The organism is Acinetobacter lwoffii (assembly GCF_019048525.1).
In the GTDB taxonomy this organism is placed as follows: domain Bacteria; phylum Pseudomonadota; class Gammaproteobacteria; order Pseudomonadales; family Moraxellaceae; genus Acinetobacter; species Acinetobacter lwoffii_K.
Genome location: NZ_CP077369.1, coordinates 2,699,266 through 2,720,258 on the forward strand (window position 1 = coordinate 2,699,266; position 20,993 = coordinate 2,720,258).

Consider the following 20,993-nt stretch of genomic DNA (forward strand, 5'->3'; position numbering starts at 1 on the left):
GGTAGATGTTTTTCATCTTTAAAGATAAATGACTAAAAGAAACATCCCAGTAAAATCATTTCTATCGACTACACCATTAAACTGCTTCTTCTTTGACAAATAACTCAACTTTATTTCCTTCGTCGATCTCGTCAAGTTAAAAGTCATTCCTTTTGGATTGCATATAAATCCATTCAGTCTTCAATAAAGTCAGATTTTATATTTTGGTCAAATAGATGACTGTCTAAGTTAAATTTTTCACTTTACCCTGGCTTGAGTTTTTGTTTATATCTCATACAAAGAAAATTAATTATTAAATAAATTCAAGGAATTCTAATGTCTACCAAGCAGGATCCACACGCTGGTATTTTTGAAAATCGCCCCGAACATTTTCAGCAGTTTACTGGAATTAAAGCACCCTCTTCCGAACTGCTAGAATTGGATTATGCAGATAAAGATATTGCGATTATTGGCACTGACCAGTTTACCGTGAGCCAGCTGGATAAGATCAGTCAACATGCCCGTTCGGTGAAAGTTTTCCAGATTAATCCAGCTTTTGTACTGCCCGGTTCCGACCGAATTCTGCAACGAATTATTAATCATCCATTGATTGGTAAAAATCGCCGCTTATTTAACAACCGGATTAAAAGCCTACTCTCTCTGCGGTTTTTAGAAAATCAGGTGCAGAATTTGTGGCTAAGACGCCAGTTAATGCCAAATCTTGCATCTTCCGGTAAAATTTATCTGAAATCAGATCATTATTATGCTGCCCTACAGCGTGAAAATTGCCAGCTGATTACCTGGCCGATTCTGAAAATTTCGGAAAATACGATTCATTGTATCAATGGCGAGCAGCATCCGGTTGATATCATTATTCACACTTATTTAGCATAAAGATAACTCACACTGGCGAGTAAAAATGAAAAATTGGTAAGCTAGTAATAAGATTTTAAATTACATGCCACGAACCAATTGATGATTTATTCAACAAAGTACTCAAAGAATACTATTAGGTATTTTTAAAAATGATACTTGATATTTTATTTAAATTATAAAACTCATACATTATTTCGATTAATCAATGCTTACTTGTAATTTTTAGCTATAAATCAAAGCCAAACTGAAGTTTGGCTCTGGTAGGTTTCTTAACCGATTCGACGTTTTAAACCGGTCATCTGCAACACACGTGTTGAGATTTCTTCAATCGACATTTCAGACACATTCAGGTACTTGATGCCTTCCGAAATATAAATCCCTTCAATCGCACGCAACTCCATCTGACACTGACTAAAGCTGGCATAACGGCTATTGGCTTTACGCTCAGAACGGATAGCTACAAGGCGTTCCGCATCAATCATCAGGCCAAACAGCTTGTTTTTATGCGGTCGCAACACGGCTGGCAGGCGGTTATCGTCCAAATCTTCTTCAGTCAGTGGATAGTTTGCTACGCGAATACCGAACTGCAAAGACAGATAAATAGAGGTCGGGGTTTTACCTGAACGCGATACACCAATCAGGATCAGGTCAGCTTTATCATAATGACGGGTACGTGCGCCGTCGTCATTGTCTAAAGCAAAATGAACAGCATCAATACGAGCTTTATAGGACTCAGAGTCGGTCACCGCGTGGGTCTGCCCGACTAAAGTTGTAGGAATCGTGCCTAATTCATCAGCCAACTTACTAATAAGCCCTTCAAATACATCGAGATTTACTGCATTTGCAGTATTAATAATGTCACGCACATAGGGATCAACTAGGGTATCAAATACCAGGGGTTTCTCACCGTCGATTTGAGCTCTTGCATTGATCTCTGCCACCACATTTGTAGCCGCTTCTTCGGAACTAATGTAAGGGATAATATGAATGTCAAATTTCACATGCGGAAACTGCGCTAACAGCGAGTGTCCAAGGGTTTCAGCGGTGATGGCGGTACCATCTGAAATAAAGAAAACACTACGCTGAATTTGTTTACCTTCCGACATTAAAATTCTCCTCCAACATTTGTCTTAGTGCTATATAATCTTTATAGTAAACCGATCTTACATGACTGTCGCTTAGTAAAATCAAAAACCTAGATGATTTGCTATACTCTCATGCCGAGATAGTGATTAATACTGCAAAAGTGGAGTAACAACTTTGGAAGCGCGCGTAATTGGTCTGGAAAAATTAGGGAAGCACGACGTTGAGCTGGTCGGTGGGAAAAACTCATCACTAGGCGAAATGATCAGCCACTTATCAAATGCTGGTGTATCTGTGCCAGGTGGTTTCGCAACGACTGCCGATGCCTACCGTGAATTTCTCGAGCAAAGTGGCCTAAACGCTAAAATCAATGCAGAGCTTGCTGCACTCAATGTTGATGATGTAAATGCACTTGCTGAAACTGGCGCAAAAATTCGTCAATGGATTGTGGATACTCCACTTACGCCTGCATTAGAACAAGAAGTTCGTACAGCATTTGCAGAACTTTCTAACGGCAACCCTGACATCGCGGTTGCCGTTCGTTCTTCTGCAACTGCAGAAGATTTGCCGGATGCTTCTTTTGCCGGCCAGCAAGAAACTTTCTTGAACATTCGTGGTATCGATAACGTTCTGATCGCAATCAAAGAAGTGTTTGCATCTTTGTACAACGACCGCGCAATCTCATACCGTGTACACCAAAACTTTGCCCATGATGTAGTTGCCCTGTCTGCTGGTGTACAACGCATGGTTCGTTCAGAAACTGGCGCTGCAGGTGTGATGTTTACGCTAGATACTGAATCAGGCTTCCGTGATGCAGTATTCATTACTGCATCTTATGGTTTGGGTGAAATGGTCGTTCAAGGTGCAGTTAACCCGGACGAATTCTATATTTCTAAACCGCTTTTAAATGCAGGCCGACACGCGATCCTTCGTCGCAACCTGGGTTCTAAGCACCAGAAAATGATTTATGGTGAAGAAGCATCTGCAGGTAAATCTGTCGTTGTCGTGGATGTTGAAAAAGCTGAACGCCAACAGTTCGCTTTAAACGACCAGGAATTACAAGAACTTGCTAAACAAGCGCTGATCATTGAAAACCACTACGGTGCACCAATGGACATCGAGTGGGCAAAAGATGGCGATGATGGCAAGATTTACATCGTTCAGGCGCGTCCTGAAACTGTAAAAAGCCGTGAAAATGTCGGCACCATGGAACGCTACCTGTTGAAACAACGCGGTACTGTGATCTGTGAAGGCCGTTCAATCGGTCAACGCATTGGTTCTGGTAAAGTCCGCATTGTGACGTCTATTAAAGAAATGGACAAAGTACAAGACGGTGATGTTCTTGTATCTGATATGACTGACCCGGATTGGGAACCAGTCATGAAACGTGCAGCTGCGATTGTAACAAACCGTGGTGGTCGTACTTGTCACGCAGCAATTATTGCACGTGAGCTTGGTGTTCCTGCAATCGTGGGTTGTGGTAATGCAACTGAAGTTCTTGTAGACGGTCAGGAAGTGACTGTGTCTTGTGCTGAAGGTGATACTGGCTTTATCTATGAAGGCGCACTAGATTTTGAAATTCAAAAGAATTCAATTGAGTCTATGCCTGCTCTTCCATTTAAAGTAATGATGAACGTGGGTAACCCGGATCGTGCATTTGACTTTGCTCAAATTCCAAACGCAGGTATTGGTCTGGCGCGTCTTGAATTCATTATTAACCGTATGATTGGTGTTCACCCGAAAGCATTAATCAATATTGACAGCCTTCCACGTGAAACACGTGCAGCAGTCATGGCGCGTACTGCAGGTTATGCATCTCCAATTGAATTCTATGTAGAGAAACTGGTTGAAGGTATCTCGACACTTGCTGCTGCATTTGCAGACAAGCCAGTCATTGTTCGTATGTCAGACTTCAAGTCTAACGAATATGCAAACTTGATCGGTGGTAAGTTATACGAGCCAGAAGAAGAAAACCCGATGCTAGGTTTCCGTGGTGCAAGTCGCTACGTTTCTGATAACTTTCGTGATTGCTTCGAACTTGAATGTCGTGCATTGAAAAAGGCACGTGATGAAATGGGTTTAACCAATATCCAGATCATGATTCCATTTGTTCGTACTGTTGCTGAAGCGAAACGTGTAATTGAACTTCTTGCATTAAATGGTCTTAAGCGCGGTGAAAACGGCCTTAAAGTGATCATGATGTGTGAACTTCCAACCAATGCTTTATTGGCAGATCAATTCCTTGAACATTTCGATGGTTTCTCTATTGGTTCAAACGACTTGACACAATTAACGCTTGGTCTTGACCGTGACTCGGGTATTGTCTCTCACCTATTTGATGAGCGCGACCCTGCAGTTAAGGCGTTGCTTTCTCTTGCAATTCAAGCATGTCGTAAAGCTGGCAAATATGTCGGTATTTGTGGTCAAGGTCCTTCCGATCACCCAGATCTTGCACAATGGTTAATGGAACAAGGTATCGACTCTGTGTCTTTAAACCCAGACTCGGTACTTGAAACTTGGTTCTTCCTGGCTGAAGAAAAAGTGCAAAAAGCATAAGCAATTGTGAATAAAAAAGACCCTTTGATAGGGTCTTTTTTATGAGATAGATATTATGATTTATTGTTTGAAAATTGATAACTAAAGACCCAATCACAAGCTAAACAATTGAATTTATAAATATAATCAAATCAACGCTTATCAACACATAAAGACTGTAATGACAAAACAAATACCAACAGTAAAGTCATATCAAAATGGCAATAATAATAAATAACCATCGAATGTTCAGGAAGATATTTTTAAGAATGCAGATCCTTGCAATTTTGTATGGGCTCATTTTTAATGACAAATATGATTGAAAATCCTCAATTAATCTATATCTTACGATGAGAGGATGTTTGTTTTCAAAACAGAATTCAATACAATCTTGATCAAAGCTATTATCAGTTCACATTTATATATTGAGATTCAGTCTATATGCAGATTTACTTGGCCCGAAACAATCAACAAGCTGGTCCATATACGCTCGAGCAATTGAATCAGATGCTGGCGAATCAACAAGTCATGCTGACTGACCTGGCATGGCATCAAGGCATGACAGAGTGGAAAGCCTTAGGTGAACTTACCCAAGGAAAATCGGTATATCAACCTGAAGGTTATGTCGCTCCGGCAGTCACACCTGAAACGCCAGTATTCCAGAACAATCAGTCAACGACTTCGGCCTATTCACAGCCTCATACTCAAACAGCAACTCAAAAAAATGAACTCGCCAGTATTCCAAGCCGTATCCTGGCCAAAATTGTAGACGTGTTACTGTGGTTACCAGCAACCTTCATTTTGACTGCATTTTTCACCCCTGAACAGGAAACCCGGTTTGCTCAATTGAATGAAGAATTCATGAATGTTGTGCTGAGTAGCGATGCAGATCCTGCAATGGCTCAGCAATTACAGACTCAAATGTTTGAGATGTTTTCTCAGCAGGCGTGGCTTGCCACAGCGGTCTATTTGATTATCATGCTGGCCATTCAAGCCTTTCTGATTGCCAAATCAGGCCAAAGTATTGGTAAAAAGCTCACAAAAATCAAAATTGTAGATGCAGAATCAGGTGAAAAGCCCAGCCTGTTGCGCGCCTTCACTATTCGTAGTGTATTTTTCATATTTTTAAATATTGTATTTATGCCACTGAGTTTAATTATTGACTGGGCCTTCGGATTGGGCAAAAAACGTCAAACCTTGCACGATAAACTCGCAAAAACGCAAGTTGTGAAACAATAGTGCAGGAATACACAAAATGGGATGAATATCATCCCATTTTGATTACAGAACTTTGAAATTGAAATAAAATTCCCATAACCCCCCCAATCCAGACCAGCAAAATCGGTTTTTATTACAGGCATTTAAAGCGCCCTAGATATAGCTTAGTTCGTGAATCTCAGGCATAATGCCCTACAACGTAGCGGTGTATTGTGATTAATAGGATGTTTTGTAAAATTCAGCCTTTTTTGTCATGTGCACTTTAATCGCTATCCCATATTAAATTAGGGAATGGGACTCTTCACCGAGGTTGTAAAATGAGACAAACGATTTTAGCTGTATTGTCTTTATCTGCGATGACTGCACTCTTGACCGGGTGTGGTGGTGATATGGTACTTCTGAACTCTAAAGGTCCAGTTGCAGCAGGTCAAAGTAACCTGATGATGACTGCGATTTACTTAATGCTTTTGGTGGTTATTCCATCAATCATCATGGCATTATGGTTCGGTTGGAAATATCGTGCATCGAATAAAGACGCAGACTATAAACCTACATGGGTACACTCTACTGCGATTGAAATTGTAGTATGGGGTATCCCTGTCATTATTATTGGTATTTTAGCTTGGTTAACTTGGTGGGGTTCCCACAAGTATGACCCATACCGTCCAATTGAAGCAGATAAAGCGCCATTAACTGTTCAGGTTATTGCTGAGCAATTTAAATGGATCTTCATCTATCCTGAGCAAGGCATTGCAACTGTTAACGAATTGCGTTTCCCAGAGCAAACTCCGGTAAGCCTTCGTTTAACCTCTAACTTCACGATGAACTCGTTCTTCATCCCGGCGTTAAGTGGTCAGATTTATGCAATGGCAGGTATGCAAACTCACCTTAACTTCTTAGCTGATGAAACTAGTCCAGCTGAAGGTTATCGTGGTTTCTCTTCAAACTATTCAGGCTATGGCTTCTCACAAATGCGCTTCCGTGCACATTCTGTGACTGATGCTCAATTTGCTGAATGGATTTCTGCTGTTCAGGCAGGAAACGGTACTTCAGTTAACCCTAATGCAGTACAAAAAACTGTTCTAGACCAAGCTGAATTTGCAACTTTACGTGACGGCAACCGTGGTAAACACCAGATCGAAGCGATTATTGCAAAAGCTGAAACTCCTGAAGAGAAGGCTGCTGCTGAAGCAATGAAGCCTTACCCTACTAAGCCACATCCTGTGACTTACTACTCTTCTGTAGAGCAAGGTTTGTTTGAATCTGTGATTCACAAGTATATGAGTAACTATCACGGTGCTGATCATTCAGCTCCTGTAGAAGCTGCAGCGACTGATGCTGTTGCTCACGAAGCGGCTGCTTCTGAAGCTCATGTAGCTGGTGAACATGCGACTGCTTCTCAAGGAGAATAAGACATGAGCTTCTTAGGTAAGTTAGGTCCAGATGCAATTCCTTACGATCCAATCGTATTGGCAACTGTTGCAATGATGATCCTGGGTGGTATCGCAGTTTTTGCTGGTATTACCTACTTCAAAAAATGGGGCTACCTGTGGAACGAATGGTTCACATCTGTAGACCATAAAAAAATTGGTATCATGTATATCTTCGTATCTGTGATCATGCTTTTGCGTGGTTTCGCCGATGCGATCATGATGCGTCTTCAGCAGTTCCTTGCAAAAGGTGGCGGCGAAGGTTATTTACACCCTGAGCATTACGACCAGATCTTTACCGCGCATGGCGTGATCATGATCTTCTTCGTGGCAATGGGTCTTGTAGTTGGTTTAATGAACATCTCTGTACCGCTTCAAATCGGTGCACGTGACGTTGCATTCCCATTGTTGAACTCTTTAAGCTTCTGGTTATTCGCCGGCGCTGCAGGTCTGATGATGGTTTCACTTGCGTTAGGTGAATTCGCTGCAACAGGTTGGATGGCATACCCTCCACTGTCTGGTATCGAATACTCTCCAGGCGTAGGTATGGACTACTACATCTGGGCACTGCAAATTTCAGGTCTAGGTACGCTATTAACGGGTGTTAACTTCTTCGTTACCATCATCAAAATGCGTGCGCCTGGCATGAAACTTATGGAAATGCCAATCTTTACCTGGACATCTTTATGTACAGCAGTATTGATTATTGCGGCTTTCCCAGTGTTGACTGCAACAATTGCAATGTTAACGCTTGACCGTTACTTCGGTTTCCACTTCTTTACTAACGACTTGGGTGGTAGCCCGATGTTGTACGTGAACTTGATTTGGACTTGGGGTCACCCGGAAGTATATATCTTGGTATTACCAGCATTTGGTATTTACTCTGAAGTTGTTGCGACTTTCTCGCGCAAAGCATTGTTCGGTTACAAATCAATGGTGTATGCAACAGTAGCAATCACAGTATTGTCATTCGTTGTATGGGTTCACCACTTCTTTACCATGGGTGCAGGTGCCAACGTTAACGCGTTCTTCGGTATCATGACCATGATTATTGCGATTCCTACAGGTGTGAAAATCTTCTCTTGGTTATTCACCATGTACAAGGGTCGTATTGTTTACACTACTCCAATGCTATGGACACTAGGCTTCCTGGTAACTTTCGGTATCGGTGGTTTAACAGGTGTATTGATGGCGGTTCCACCAGCGGACTTCCTGGTACATAACTCTTTATTCCTGATTGCTCACTTCCATAACGTAATTATTGGTGGTGTAGTATTTGCGATGTTCGCAGGTATCATCTTCTACTGGCCGAAAATGTTCGGTTGGAGACTGAATGAGACTTGGGGTAAAGCAGCGTTCTGGTTCTGGTTCTTCGGTTTCTACTTTGCGTTCATGCCACTTTATATCCTTGGTTTCATGGGTATGACACGTCGTTTGAATACATTTGACAACCCAGAATGGGACCCGTATGTAAATATCGCGATGTTCGGTGCAGTTCTGATTGCGCTTGGTATCGTATGTTTCATTCTGCAAATCGTGGTTGGTTTCTTACAACGTGACCAACGTCTGGATTTGACTGGCGATCCATGGGATGGTCGTACCCTTGAATGGGCGACATCTTCTCCTGCTCCGTTCTATAACTTTGCTCATCTTCCAAAGATCAATGGTATTGATACTTTCTGGATCGAGAAAGAAAATGGTGTTGCGTATGCAAAACCAACGAAGTACGAAGATGTTCATATGCCAACTAACCGTGCTGCCGGTTTCGTTATCGCGATGTTCATCACTGTTATGGGCTTCGGTTTAATCTGGCACATCTGGTGGTTAGTAGTTGTTACGTTCATTGCTTCTATCATTAGCTTCATTGTGTCTTCTTTCACCAAGAAAGTGGATTACTATGTTCCAGCTGCTGAAGTTGAACGTATTGAAAACGAACGCTATGCGATTCTTGAAAAACACTTGAAGAAGGACTAAGACAATGGCTGAAGTACTTCATCACGATAACCACGGACACGATGAGCATCATCATCACGATGATACTGACATCACCGTCTTTGGTTTCTGGACTTACTTGATGAGTGACCTTGTCCTGTTCGGTACACTCTTCATTGCGTTCGCTGTTTTGAGTAGCCACATTCCTGTGGGTACTCCAAGTGCGAGAGACCTGTTTGGCGACTCTTTAGGTTTCGTTCTTACTGAAACCTTCGCCCTCTTGATCTCTTCTGTAACCTTTGGTTTTGCAGTTCTTGCTGCATACAAAAAAGACGTTGCAAAAGTACTGACTTGGTTAGCGATTACTTGGGTATTCGGTGCTATCTTCATCGGCATGGAACTATATGAGTTCAATCATTTAGTTCATGCGGGTCACGGTCCAAGCACAAGTGCGTTCTTATCTGCGTTCTTTACTTTGGTAGGTACGCATGGTATTCACGTAACTTCTGGTCTGGTCTGGATGATCGTGCTTATGGTTCAAATCAAGAAATATGGTTTGACTCTTGCAAACACGCGTCGTCTAGCTTGCCTAAGCTTGTTCTGGCACTTCCTTGACATCGTTTGGATCTGTGTATTCAGCGTAGTTTACTTGATGGGAGTTCTGTAATGAGTCACGATCATAACGCTGCTGGCGAATCACACGGTAACGTTAAGCAATATACTGTTGGCTTTATCCTTTCTGTCATCCTTACCGTAATTCCATTCGGTATGGTGATGGCAGGCGGTTTTGGCCGTGGTATCTTGATTACTGTCATCGCGATTACTGCGGTTGCTCAGATTCTTGTGCAGTTAATTTACTTCCTGCATATGAACTCTTCTTCAGAGCAACGCTGGAACGTGATTGCATTCGTGTATACCATCTTAACTATCGCTATTCTTTTAGTGGGTTCTGTATGGATCATGAATTACCTACACTACAACATGATGATCTAAACTGGTCGTCATGCTGAAAAAGTATTTATTCCTGACTAAGCCAGGAATTCTCTTCGGTAACTTTGTTACCACTTTGGGTGGCTACTTCGTAGCCACCCAAGGTTCTGTAGATTTCCTTCTCCTGCTTATTACCCTTCTCGGTACTACGCTTGTCGTAGCATCAGGATGTGTGGTCAACAACGTGATTGACCAGGACATCGACCAAAAAATGCAGCGCACCCAAAACCGTGCTCTGGTCACCAAAACCATTTCCGAACCTGTTGCCCTGGCCTTTGCTCTGGTATTAGGCATCGCTGGTTTTAGTCTTTTATGGTTCTGGGTAAATGCGTACGCTTTCTTATTCGCGGTGATTGGTTTTGTCGTATATGTTGGTTTCTACAGCCTATGGACAAAACGAACCACAATTCATCAAACTGTTGTAGGCAGTATTTCTGGTGCAGCTCCGCCTGTCATTGGTTATACCGCAGTAGCCAATCAATTTGACCTCGGTGCGTTACTGATCTTTTTAGGTTATGCGCTATGGCAAATGCCTCACTCATGGGCGATTGCGATTTACCGCTTTGATGATTACAAAAATGCAGGCATTCCGATCTTGCCTGTGGCGCGTTCGATTCATCGTACCAAGATTGAATCACTGGTTTATGTGGTGTTATTCACCCTGACCATGAATGCGTTATTTGTCTTTGGTTATGCTAACTGGTTCTATGCAGTGATTTTAAACTTACTGTGCATTTACTGGTTGTATATCGGTGTCATTGGATTTAAAGCTGAAAATGATCAACTTTGGGCAAAAAAGTATTTCTTGTTCTCGGTGATCCTGATTACTGTCATCAGTATTATCTTTAGTTTTACCTCAACTGCGCCATCTACACAGATTGTGTTTTTTTAAAAAGATAGAGTTAGTCTCTATCTTTTTTATTTTGATTTCTCTTAATCCCCTACTTCCAATAGTTGTAGAGCAGAAACAAAAATTCGGCTTAATAAAGCTAAACCTCGATCTTCCTGATCGCTTAGAAAATTCAATCTTTCTGGTTCCAGACTCCGATCCTTCAGTTTTCTAGATTTTCTGGCCTGATAAGTACAGCTTAATCTTCGCAACAATACATTTGCTGAATTTAATCAGTCCAAATTTACTTAAAGCCAAAGTCAGGTTCTGATGATCGATCTGGTTATAGAGATAATTGCGCAAAAATGTCTTATTTGGTTGAAATTATCCCTAAAGATCACTACAATTCCCCCTTCGCAAACACTGCGACACAACTTTGGTTGTGACTCCTTGCTTCAATTTACTTAAATTGGGGCTGTCCAAACCGTAAGGAGCTGACAATGCGTCATTACGAAATCGTACTTTTAGTACACCCTGATCAAAGCGATCAAGTAGTTGGTATGGTAGAACGCTACCTAACTCACATCAAAGAAGCTGAAGGTCAAATCCACCGTCTTGAAGACTGGGGCCGTCGTCAATTGGCTTACCCAATCAACAAGATCCACAAAGCTCACTACATTCTTATGAATGTTGAGTGTGGTCAAACTACTCTTGATGAGCTTGAAGAATTGTTCCGTTATAACGACGCAATCATTCGTAGCCTTATCATTCGTCGTGAAAACGCTATCACTGAAGAGTCATTATTGGCGAAAAGTGCTGAAGAAAAACGTGCGCGTAAAGCTCAACGTGAAGAAGCACAACACGCTCAAGACTCTGCTGAAGCTTAAGGAGAACATAACATGGCACGTTTTTACCGTCGTCGCAAGTTCTGCCGCTTTACAGCTGAGAACGTTACGTACATCGACTACAAAGATATCGACACTTTAAAACAGTACATCACTGAAAACGGCAAAATTGTTCCTAGCCGTATTACAGGTACTAAAGCTCGTTACCAACGTCAATTAGCGTTAGCTATCAAACAAGCTCGCTACTTGTCTTTGATCCCTTACACTGACAATCATAAGTGAGGTTGAGCTGTGGATATTATCTTATTACAACGCATTAAAAACCTAGGTAAACTAGGCGATAAAGTTTCAGTTAAAGCTGGTTACGGCCGTAACTTCCTTATCCCTCAAGGTAAGGCTGTTGCTGCAACTGAAGCAAACACTGCTGCTTTTGAAGCTCGTCGTGCTGAACTTGAGAAAGAAGAAGCTGCTATCTTGGCTGCTGCTCAAGCACGTGCTGACCAATTGAACGAAGTGAACATCGTTATCACTGCGAAAGCTGGTGATGAAGGTAAACTATTCGGTTCTATCGGTACTCGTGACATCGCTGACGCGTTGACAAATGCTGGTCTAGAAGTAGACCGTGCTGAAGTACGTCTTCCAAATGGCGCGCTTCGTCACACTGGCGAATTTAACATCGCAATCCAATTGCACCATGATGTTACTGCAGAAGTTCTAGTTACTATCGTAGCTGAGTAATTTCTCGCCTCAAAAAGAGCATGCGAAAGCATGCTCTTTTTTTATCTCTAAAAAATATAATCTAGCCAACACTGTCAAATTCATTTTATTATTCGTGTTTACAAAAAATTGCACTTCGCATTTTTGATCAGAGCGCGTATCATTTCATTTCGTCGTGAATAAACGCTATTCATCTCCGACGATATTTAACCATTGTATTTAAAATCAGGGATTTATATGTCACAGGCGAATGCCAGCAAAAAGGTAGCTCCTGCTAAACCAGAAATTGTTACTGAAAATAGCAATCTCAAGGAGTTCCGTACTCCGCCACACAATTTAGCAATTGAACAGGCTGTACTTGCTGCCCTTATGACTGTGGCTGAATCTTTTGAGCAGGTCGGTGATGTACTGACCGAAAATGATTTCTATGCCACCCGACATAAATATATCTTCCGTGCCATTGAGCAACTCTCTAAAGAAAACTCGCCTTATGATGCGGTTCTGGTGCATGACTGGCTCATCAAACAAAACTTGCTCGATGCAATTGGTGGCGAAGAATATCTGATGCAGTTAATGGCAGATTCGCCATCGAGTTTCTATAACCTGGAAACTTATGCAGGCAAAATTAAAGAATTCTCTACCCTGCGTAGTATGATTAAAGTCAGCTCTGAAATTTTACAAAATGCCTATGACACCAAAGGCCGTACTGTCAGTGAAATTCTGGATCTGGCTGAGACCAATATTTTCTCGATTGCCGAACAGCATAATAACAATGCCAAAGCGCAAGGGCCTAAGCCGATCAACTCGGTGGTCGCGGACGTATTCGACAAATTAAATGAACTGTCGCAAATGGAAGGCAGCATTACCGGTTTAACTACTGGTTTTGTGGAACTGGATAACAAAACTTCCGGCATGCAATCCGGTGACCTGATTATTGTCGCAGCGCGTCCTTCCATGGGTAAAACCACCTTTGCCATGAATCTGGTCGAAAGTGTTTTATTCAATAACAACCTGCCTGCTCTGGTCTATTCGATGGAGATGCCAGCCGACTCCATCGCCATGCGTTTGATTTCGTCATTTGGTCGCGTGCACCAAGGGCATTTACGTTCCGGTAAAATGGACAGTGATGAATGGTCAAAAGTCACCAGTACCATTGTGCATTTACAAGAAAAAAATCTGTATATCGATGATTCTTCTGCGCTACCACCAACAGAATTACGTGCCCGTGCGCGTCGTATTGCCAAAATGCATGGCGGAAAGCTGGGCTGTATCATGGTCGATTACTTGCAGCTGATGAAAGTACCCGGTATGGGCGATAACCGTGTCGGCGAGATCTCGGAAATCTCCCGAAGCTTAAAAGCTTTAGCGAAGGAAATGCAATGTCCGGTAATTGCCCTGTCACAGCTCAACCGATCGCTGGAAAACCGTCCAAACAAACGTCCGGTGATGTCCGACTTGCGTGAATCCGGTGCGATTGAGCAGGATGCCGACTTGATCATGTTTATTTACCGGGATGAGGTTTATAACAAGGAATCCAAGGAAGCTGGCACCGCCGAAATTATTATCGGTAAACAACGTAATGGCCCGATTGGTACCGTGCGTCTGGCATTCGAAGGTCAATATACCCGCTTTAGTAATCTCTCACCTGAGTTCTATGCTCAGTATGATGACGAAGAGTAATCAGGCTCTCGTCATCACATTTCCATCGTCCCTCTAGGAGTAATTTAGGGTGCGTCAAGCTACAGTTTATATTGACAGCGCTGCGCTGCAATATAATTTAAACCGTGTCAAACAACTTGCCCCAACCGCGAAAATCGTCAGCATGGTGAAAGCCAATGCTTATGGACACGGAGTTAAAGACTGCTTAGCAGCCTTAAGCGAAACCGATGCCTTTGGTGTTGCCTGTCTGCAAGAAGCCCTGGAAATTCGTGAATTAGGTTATTTACAGCCGATCACGCTTATCGAAGGTGTTTTTTCACCAGATGAGATGCCAATCGTAATTGAACAAAATATTGAAGTCATTGTGCATCAACAGGCACAAGTCGACTGGTTAATTGCACATAAAGATGCCTATATCGCCAAAGAACTTAAAGTCTGGGTCAAACTGAACAGCGGCATGAACCGCCTGGGCTTTAAGATTGAACCGATCAAAGACGTAATTTATACGCTAAAAGCCGCAGGCTTTACTTGCGTGCTTGCCATGCATTTTGCCAATGCCGATGCTGAGCATCCACTGAATGATGAACAAATCCGTCAATTCTTGGAAATTAAAAATGACTGCGCCCCACTTTTAGCCTCTTGCTGTAACTCGGCTGCAATCTATAAATATCCAGAATTGCATTTTGACTATGTCCGTCCCGGGATCATGCTCTATGGCGCGACGCCTTTTGCAGACCGTGATGTACATGACCTAGATTTAAAACCGGTCATGACGTTTACAGCTGAAATTATTGCCTTGAATGATATTCAAGCGGGTGAGCATGTCGGTTATGGTTCGACGTTCACCGCAGATCAAGACATGACTTTGTCCATTGTTTCAATTGGCTATGGTGATGGCTACCCTCGTGCTTTCCCTAAACAGAACTATGTCGCAATCAATGGTCGGCAAACTCGCGTGATCGGCCGCGTAGCGATGGATATGATCGCTATTGATGTCACAGGGTTAGAAGTGCAATTGGGCACAGAAGTCGAACTTTGGGGTAAAACCCGTCTGGTGGATGATGTGGCTGAAGCGAATGGCACGATTGGTTATGAACTATTATGCAGGCTCAGCAATCGTCCACTACGCCAAGTAGTCTGATCTAGTCCTCAAAGTAAAAAAGCCCAACATAGGTTGGGCTTTTTCTTTAGGCTGACTTTTGTTCTTCGCCCTGCTCTATGCATAATTGCATTAATAAGGCATCGACATGACTTTGCTGAAAGGCAAAAGGATTAAAGTCATCAAATCCCATTTCCCGACAGAATTGCTGGATCTGACTGCGTTTGGAAATATATTTCATGGACCAGTCCGGGAAACTTGGATATTCAATTTCCTTGGTCTCAAATAATTTAATATCCTGATGGCGTGGATCTTTATTCAGTCGCTCCACCAGCAGACTCTTTAAAGTAAGACATTCACCTTCCAGACATTGAAAAAAATGCCCATCTGCGAAATACAGTACACCTGTCACTTGATGCTGGTAATTAAAATCACGAGCTTCTTTCAGGATATTCGCCAAATCTTCAAGTAAGTCAGGTTTGGGAGAAGTACTTTTACTGGCATAACAAAATTGGTACATGTGCTAACTCCTCTTTTTTTATTATACCTGATGCATAGAAGTTAACACTGTACGCGAAAAACCTGAACCCGGATAGGTTTATTATAAGAAATACTCATTAGAGGGAACCGGAAGTTCCGCCAATCCTTTTTTCAAGGTCTCTGACCATTGCCGGCTGATTGACGTGAAATACTCATCATCTTCGGCAATACGCTTGCCTCTTGGCATGATCAGACTGTCTTTTTTATAGACCAGCACATCGAGGGGCATACCAACCGATACATTGGAACGTAGGGTCGATGCAAATGAAATCAGGGAACAGCGCAAAGCTTCATCCAGCGGCATATCATAAGTCAGCGCACGATCCAGGATCGGCTTGCCATATTTACTTTCGCCAATCTGGAAATACGGCGTATCGCGTGTGGCACAGATAAAGTTCCCTTGCGGATAGACATGATAAAGCTGCATATCCTGATCTTTAAGTTGCCCCCCGACCAGCAGATTGCAATAGTAATTGCTTTGTTCCGAAATATCGCTCGTAACATTCGCAATCACTTTTTTCAGCATACTTCCAACCAGCTCAGCGACATCAAACATGGTGTGCAGACTCAAGATATTGGGTTCCTGCTTCAGTTCGAGCTGATTTTTGATATGCCCAATTACGGCTTGTGTTGTTGCCAGATTTCCGGATGCCTGTATGACGATCATACGTTCACCAGGAATACCAAAGGTATACAACTTTCGAAATACAGAAATGTGATCTACTCCGGCATTGGTCCGGGTATCACTGATAAAAAGCATACCTTGCTCTAAACGTAGTGCACAACAATACGTCATTCATTCGTCCTTATTAATATCCTAGCACTTGAACGATGGAATGCATGGATTCCACACCGCCCTTTTCTCTGACACCGCGTACCGGCGCCACATCCCAATAATCCCGTCCAATCGCCACATAAACATGCGAACTTGGAGTAAACAACAGATTACTGACATCAAAACAATACCATGTCTGGTCTACAAACACCTCTGCCCAAGCGTGACTGGCCAGATGCGAAGCATTTTGTGCATATAAATAACCAGAAACATAGCGGGCAGGTAAACCTAGATATTTGCACATGGCAATAAAAATATGACTATGGTCCTGACAGACGCCCTGTCTGGACTCAAAGGCATCTATTGCAGAGCCTTGCACTGAAGTACTGTTGGAAATATAAGGCACATGCTCCAGCAAGGCCTGTGCCAGTTCAATCAAATGCTGACGGGTTAATGCAGGAACATGACGTTGTGCAAAGTCTTTCATTGCTGCATTACATTGTGTCGATTCGGTCGGCTGTAGAAAAAGATTGAGATTGATTGAATCATTCAGTCCACTCTGATGCGCAGGATTCAGTTCAACAATCCCTTGCGCCATGATAGTCAGGGAATAATAAGGCTCCCGCTGGCTACAGGTCATCCACAGATTATGAAATGCATCTTTCCGGATTTCTTTATTACCCGGCACACTAATATCCCAGGAATGCACCCGCTGATGCGCATTGCTCGAAGGCATCATTTTAATGTACTGAATACTGTTCCTCACCTCGGCCGTGTACATATAATGCGTTTGGTGATTCACCATCAATTTCATACATCTGCCTCAAACAGTTGATGGATATGGTCGCTAAACTGGTAAAACTGAATCCGGTTCGGTTCTGTACGCAACTGCTCCCAGTACTGTTCCAGATCATTCCAGCCCATCTCTACCAAAATTCTGACCACATAATCAATCTTGCAGAGTGTAGTACTGGTTTCTTCACCCAGACGTAACTGATGATCGAGCTGTTCGACACATTGCCCTAGACTAAAAAACAGAAAAATATCGGAAGATTCGGCTTCCAGAATATCTTCACATTCCGTCACCACTTCACAGATATAACCAGCATTTTTGTCTGCGGTTTTGATCAGTTTCATCAGTTCCGCATAGCCTGAAGCAGACAATACACCACGTAATTCCTGAATATTGTCTTTGGCCACTTTAAACTGCTGGCTAAAAGACGCCACTTGCGTAGGATCAAGTACCAGCTCATTTAAGGAACTGGCATCAAAGGCAGGTAAACAAAAGGCATGAGCATACGCTACTGCCGCTTCGTCTTCTAAAAATGGAAAGCGCGCACATAAAAAATGAGTGCGAGATAAATAACGCCCTAGCCAAAAAATATGTTGTGCATTGCTATTCAGCAAAACCATGACATTTTCCTTCTTTGGAATCTTATGAATGTAAATTGTCGACTACCCAGGTATCTTTGATACCGCCACCTTGTGATGAATTCACCACCAGTGAGCCGGGCTGCATCGCCACACGGGTCAAGCCACCCTGTACGATTTCAGTACGATAAGGCGAACTTAATACAAATGGGCGTAAGTCGATATGACGTTCAGCAATACCAAAATTGGTCAAAGTCGGACTAACCGATAAGTCCAAAGTTGGCTGCGCAATATATAAATGCGGCGCAGCTAAAATTTTCTCCCTGAAAGTTTCAATTTGCTGTTTAGAGGCTTGTGGTCCAATGAGCATGCCATAACCGCCCGAACCCTGCGCTTCTTTCACCACCAGTTGATCCAGATGAGCCACGACATAGTCTAATTCTTCAGAATTACGACATTGATAAGTCGGAACATTTTTTAGAATTGGCTGCTCACCCAAATAAAAATGAATCATTTTGTCGACATATGGATAAACCGATTTGTCATCTGCCACACCGGTTCCCGGTGCATTGGCAATCACAACATTATTTTGCAAATAAGCTGACATCAAGCCAGCCACACCCAAAGTGCTATCCGGTTTAAAGCATAAGGGATCAAGAAACGCATCATCGACCCGTCTATAAATAACATCGACTCGTTGGCGACCACGTATGGTTTTTACATAAACCTTCGAGTCATCAACAAAAAGGTCACGTGATGTTACCAATGGTATATCCATCTCCCTTGCAAGGAAGGCGTGTTCATAGTAAGCGCTATTAAAACGTCCTGGGGTCAGCACCACGACAAATGGCTTGTCGACGTAGGCATTTTCGATCAGGATTTCTTTCAATAATTGTGGATATTGCTCGATTCCGGCAATCTTGGACTGCTCGAATACTTTTGGCATGAGTTTTTCACTGATCTTGCGGCATTCCAGCATATAAGAAACGCCAGATGGCGTTCTGAGATTATCTTCTAAGACATAAAACTCGCCCTTGGAATCACGGATTACATCGATCCCGCTAATCTGGCTATAAATCCCGCCTTTCAAGCTATGTTGATACATATGCGGCTGATAGGCTTCATGAGTTAAAATCTGCAACTCAGGAATGATATTGGCTTTTAAAATGTCCTGTTGATGATAAATATCATGTAAGAATAAATTTAGCGCCCGTATCCGTTGTGCCGAGCCTAAAGCCACCATATTCCACTGCTTCCGGTCTATGACTCGCGGAATGATATCGTAGGGAATGGTGCGTTCTACGCCTTCTTCATCGCCATAAACGGTAAAGGTAATACCGTGATGTAAAAAATGTTCTTTTGCTACCTGATTCAGTGCATTGAGTTCATCCAGCGTATGTTGTGATAACCATTCTTCCAGTCTTTGACCAGCCTGACTGGACAACACATGTTCATCCTGCATTTCATTAAAGAACGTTGAAGATAACTGCTGCAGTAAAAGTTGTGGATTCGTTGTAGTAGATACCGCTGTAGTTTTAGTGTCTATAAAATTTTTTCCAATATTCTGGGAACTAAATTTATCAATTGTTTCAATCACATTTGTATCCTGATTTCCTTTAAGCATACAAACCCTCGTATTATCATCTATTATAATTAAATCAAAGCAATATCCATGCCATGACATCTGTATTTCAATTACCATTAATCTAATAAATGCCCTTTGAACTCAATGCCATTTTCGACCAAGTTGTTTTAGAATTGTAGGACAAATGTTGCACAGAGGGACTTGCGAAAAAATGAGAGTTTTTTTATTGTGTTAAGCTAAGCCTAAATCCCCTCTTCTTTATTGCCAGCAAAATAAATTATGTCAGCACAAGAAAAAGAAACTTCAAACAGTCTATATCGCCAATGGCAAATCTTGTCGCGTCTTTCTACCGGCAAATGGATGGGAACACGTGAATTACAGGAAATCCTCAATCGTGAAGGCATCGATATCAGTCTGCGCACCATTCAGCGCGACCTGAATCAGATTGCTCAACGCTTTCCGATTGAAAGCAGTAAAACCACGCCGCAAGGCTGGCGTTGGCGTTCAGATGCGCCGCTGCAAAGTTTGCCGCATATGACCAGCTCGCAAGCGGTCACTTTCATGATGGTCGAAGAACATTTAAAACATCTGCTGCCACCGAGCCTGATCGAGGAAATGAATCCGTGGTTTGATCTGGCACGACGCAGTCTTTCTTCCCAGAACAATGTCCGGCAATGGATTAACCGCGTACGCATTGTTCCGGCTACCCAACCCCTGATTCCACCTGTGGTAGATAAGGCTGCGCAGCAAGCGGTGTATGAAGGTCTGTTACAGGACAAACAGCTGGAATGTGTGTATCAGGGCCGCGGTCATAATAGCGAAGAAAAAACCTATATTCTCAATCCTCTGGCATTGGTACAAAAAGGCTCAATCATCTATCTGGTGTGTACCCGTCATGACAAATCGGATATCCAGACCTTTGCCCTACACCGCTTTAAATCGGCTGTGGTGCTGAATTCCCGCGCCTTGCATCCGGTCAATTTCGATATTGATGAGTATATTGATTCTGGTGCGCTGGGCTTCCGGGTGGACTTTAACCATCCTACCGAAAATGTCACGCTTAAACTCAGCATGTCAGAATCGGATGCGCATTACTTTGAGGAAAGCCAGCTCAGCAAAGACCAGAAGATTGAAAAAATGGACAATGGCATGTCGCTGATCACAGCTACCGTGCCATTTACCTCCCAACTGGTCTGGTGGTTACGCAGCTTTGGTAAAAAGATTAAACATATTGAACCGAGTATTGTAGCCAATGCAGTCGCTCAACTGGATGAGGAAAACCCTTAACCACACATGCTTCATCCAGATTCTTTTAGGTATTCCAGAATAAAAAAATCCCCAAATTGGGGACTGGAGAATTATGCTTATATTTTTGTTCTTGTTGTGGTGATCTGCCGCTGTGCCAAGCTGCTTTTCTTTGATACCCCGAAATGCAACTTGGATGAAACATCAATATTTAAAAATGACTGAGACATGAGCAAGCCAGCTCAGCATTATTAAAGCGAATGGATTTTTTGGTCATAGTTTAAG

The 20,993-nt window shown here is 42.6% G+C and carries 20 protein-coding genes; 14 read left to right on the forward strand and 6 right to left on the reverse strand.

Going from position 1 to position 20,993, the window contains the following annotated elements; all coding sequences use genetic code 11:
• The first annotated feature begins 315 nt into the window (after positions 1-315).
• The gene (locus I6L24_RS12665; protein ID WP_216986128.1) at positions 316-873 is read left to right on the forward strand and encodes an NAD(P)/FAD-dependent oxidoreductase; all 558 of its coding nucleotides are present in this window, start codon (positions 316-318) and stop codon (positions 871-873) included.
• A 251-nt stretch (positions 874-1,124) separates the two neighbouring features.
• Here the strand turns inward: I6L24_RS12665 and ppsR are convergent, their stop codons facing one another.
• Positions 1,125-1,961 carry a posphoenolpyruvate synthetase regulatory kinase/phosphorylase PpsR gene (ppsR, locus tag I6L24_RS12670; RefSeq protein ID WP_004278781.1) on the reverse strand — a complete coding sequence of 279 codons (837 nt, stop codon included), beginning with the start codon at positions 1,959-1,961 and terminating at the stop codon, positions 1,125-1,127.
• 154 nt (positions 1,962-2,115) lie between these two features.
• On the opposite strand from ppsR, the gene ppsA reads away from it, so the two are divergent.
• The 12 genes from ppsA (at position 2,116) to alr (ending at position 15,234) form a co-directional block, all read left to right on the forward strand.
• Entirely contained in the window at positions 2,116-4,494 is a 2,379-nt protein-coding gene (ppsA, locus tag I6L24_RS12675) for a phosphoenolpyruvate synthase (RefSeq protein ID WP_004278782.1), read from the forward strand.
• Positions 4,495-4,914: 420 nt separating this feature from the next.
• Complete coding sequence (locus tag I6L24_RS12680; protein ID WP_216986129.1) at positions 4,915-5,712, forward strand: RDD family protein; 798 nt, start codon at positions 4,915-4,917, stop codon at positions 5,710-5,712.
• A 296-nt stretch (positions 5,713-6,008) separates the two neighbouring features.
• Complete coding sequence (gene cyoA / locus I6L24_RS12685) at positions 6,009-7,103, forward strand: ubiquinol oxidase subunit II (RefSeq protein ID WP_148334482.1); 1,095 nt, start codon at positions 6,009-6,011, stop codon at positions 7,101-7,103.
• 3 nt (positions 7,104-7,106) lie between these two features.
• Positions 7,107-9,095 carry a cytochrome o ubiquinol oxidase subunit I gene (gene cyoB, locus I6L24_RS12690; RefSeq protein ID WP_216986130.1) on the forward strand — a complete coding sequence of 663 codons (1,989 nt, stop codon included), beginning with the start codon at positions 7,107-7,109 and terminating at the stop codon, positions 9,093-9,095.
• A 4-nt stretch (positions 9,096-9,099) separates the two neighbouring features.
• Positions 9,100-9,720 (forward strand): cytochrome o ubiquinol oxidase subunit III, encoded by a 621-nt coding sequence (gene cyoC, locus I6L24_RS12695; protein ID WP_004278786.1) that lies wholly within the window; start codon positions 9,100-9,102, stop codon positions 9,718-9,720.
• Entirely contained in the window at positions 9,720-10,046 is a 327-nt protein-coding gene (locus I6L24_RS12700) for a cytochrome o ubiquinol oxidase subunit IV (protein WP_004645410.1), read from the forward strand. The genes cyoC and I6L24_RS12700 overlap by 1 nt, the downstream gene beginning before the upstream one ends.
• A gap of 10 nt (positions 10,047-10,056) precedes the next feature.
• The gene (cyoE, locus tag I6L24_RS12705; protein ID WP_004645412.1) at positions 10,057-10,935 is read left to right on the forward strand and encodes a heme o synthase; all 879 of its coding nucleotides are present in this window, start codon (positions 10,057-10,059) and stop codon (positions 10,933-10,935) included.
• A gap of 437 nt (positions 10,936-11,372) precedes the next feature.
• Complete coding sequence (gene rpsF, locus I6L24_RS12710) at positions 11,373-11,759, forward strand: 30S ribosomal protein S6 (RefSeq protein ID WP_004278789.1); 387 nt, start codon at positions 11,373-11,375, stop codon at positions 11,757-11,759.
• A 12-nt stretch (positions 11,760-11,771) separates the two neighbouring features.
• Positions 11,772-11,999 carry a 30S ribosomal protein S18 gene (rpsR, locus tag I6L24_RS12715; protein WP_004278792.1) on the forward strand — a complete coding sequence of 76 codons (228 nt, stop codon included), beginning with the start codon at positions 11,772-11,774 and terminating at the stop codon, positions 11,997-11,999.
• A gap of 9 nt (positions 12,000-12,008) precedes the next feature.
• A complete protein-coding gene (rplI, locus tag I6L24_RS12720) occupies positions 12,009-12,455 on the forward strand; it encodes a 50S ribosomal protein L9 (protein WP_004278793.1) in 447 nt (148 codons plus the stop codon).
• 216 nt (positions 12,456-12,671) lie between these two features.
• Positions 12,672-14,114, forward strand: a complete 1,443-nt coding sequence (gene dnaB, locus I6L24_RS12725) for a replicative DNA helicase (RefSeq protein ID WP_044108866.1) — start codon at positions 12,672-12,674, stop codon at positions 14,112-14,114.
• Between the two features lie 49 nt (positions 14,115-14,163).
• Positions 14,164-15,234, forward strand: coding sequence for an alanine racemase (gene alr, locus I6L24_RS12730; RefSeq protein WP_216986131.1), 1,071 nt, complete (start codon positions 14,164-14,166; stop codon positions 15,232-15,234).
• Positions 15,235-15,280: 46 nt separating this feature from the next.
• Here the strand turns inward: alr and I6L24_RS12735 are convergent, their stop codons facing one another.
• The 5 genes from I6L24_RS12735 to I6L24_RS12755 form a co-directional block, all read right to left on the reverse strand.
• A complete protein-coding gene (locus I6L24_RS12735) occupies positions 15,281-15,712 on the reverse strand; it encodes a BLUF domain-containing protein (RefSeq protein WP_216986132.1) in 432 nt (143 codons plus the stop codon).
• Positions 15,713-15,793: 81 nt separating this feature from the next.
• Positions 15,794-16,528, reverse strand: coding sequence for a proteasome-type protease (locus I6L24_RS12740; RefSeq protein ID WP_004278798.1), 735 nt, complete (start codon positions 16,526-16,528; stop codon positions 15,794-15,796).
• A 13-nt stretch (positions 16,529-16,541) separates the two neighbouring features.
• On the reverse strand, positions 16,542-17,321 hold the full coding sequence (locus tag I6L24_RS12745; RefSeq protein WP_216986133.1) for a transglutaminase family protein: 780 nt from the start codon (positions 17,319-17,321) through the stop codon (positions 16,542-16,544).
• Entirely contained in the window at positions 17,318-17,920 is a 603-nt protein-coding gene (locus I6L24_RS12750; protein ID WP_004278801.1) for an alpha-E domain-containing protein, read from the reverse strand. The genes I6L24_RS12745 and I6L24_RS12750 overlap by 4 nt, the downstream gene beginning before the upstream one ends.
• A gap of 22 nt (positions 17,921-17,942) precedes the next feature.
• Positions 17,943-19,502: a circularly permuted type 2 ATP-grasp protein gene (locus I6L24_RS12755; RefSeq protein WP_216986134.1), complete on the reverse strand. Its 1,560-nt coding sequence runs from the start codon at positions 19,500-19,502 to the stop codon at positions 17,943-17,945.
• 240 nt (positions 19,503-19,742) lie between these two features.
• On the opposite strand from I6L24_RS12755, the gene I6L24_RS12760 reads away from it, so the two are divergent.
• Complete coding sequence (locus I6L24_RS12760) at positions 19,743-20,750, forward strand: helix-turn-helix transcriptional regulator (RefSeq protein ID WP_071852095.1); 1,008 nt, start codon at positions 19,743-19,745, stop codon at positions 20,748-20,750.
• Positions 20,751-20,993 lie beyond the last annotated feature (243 nt).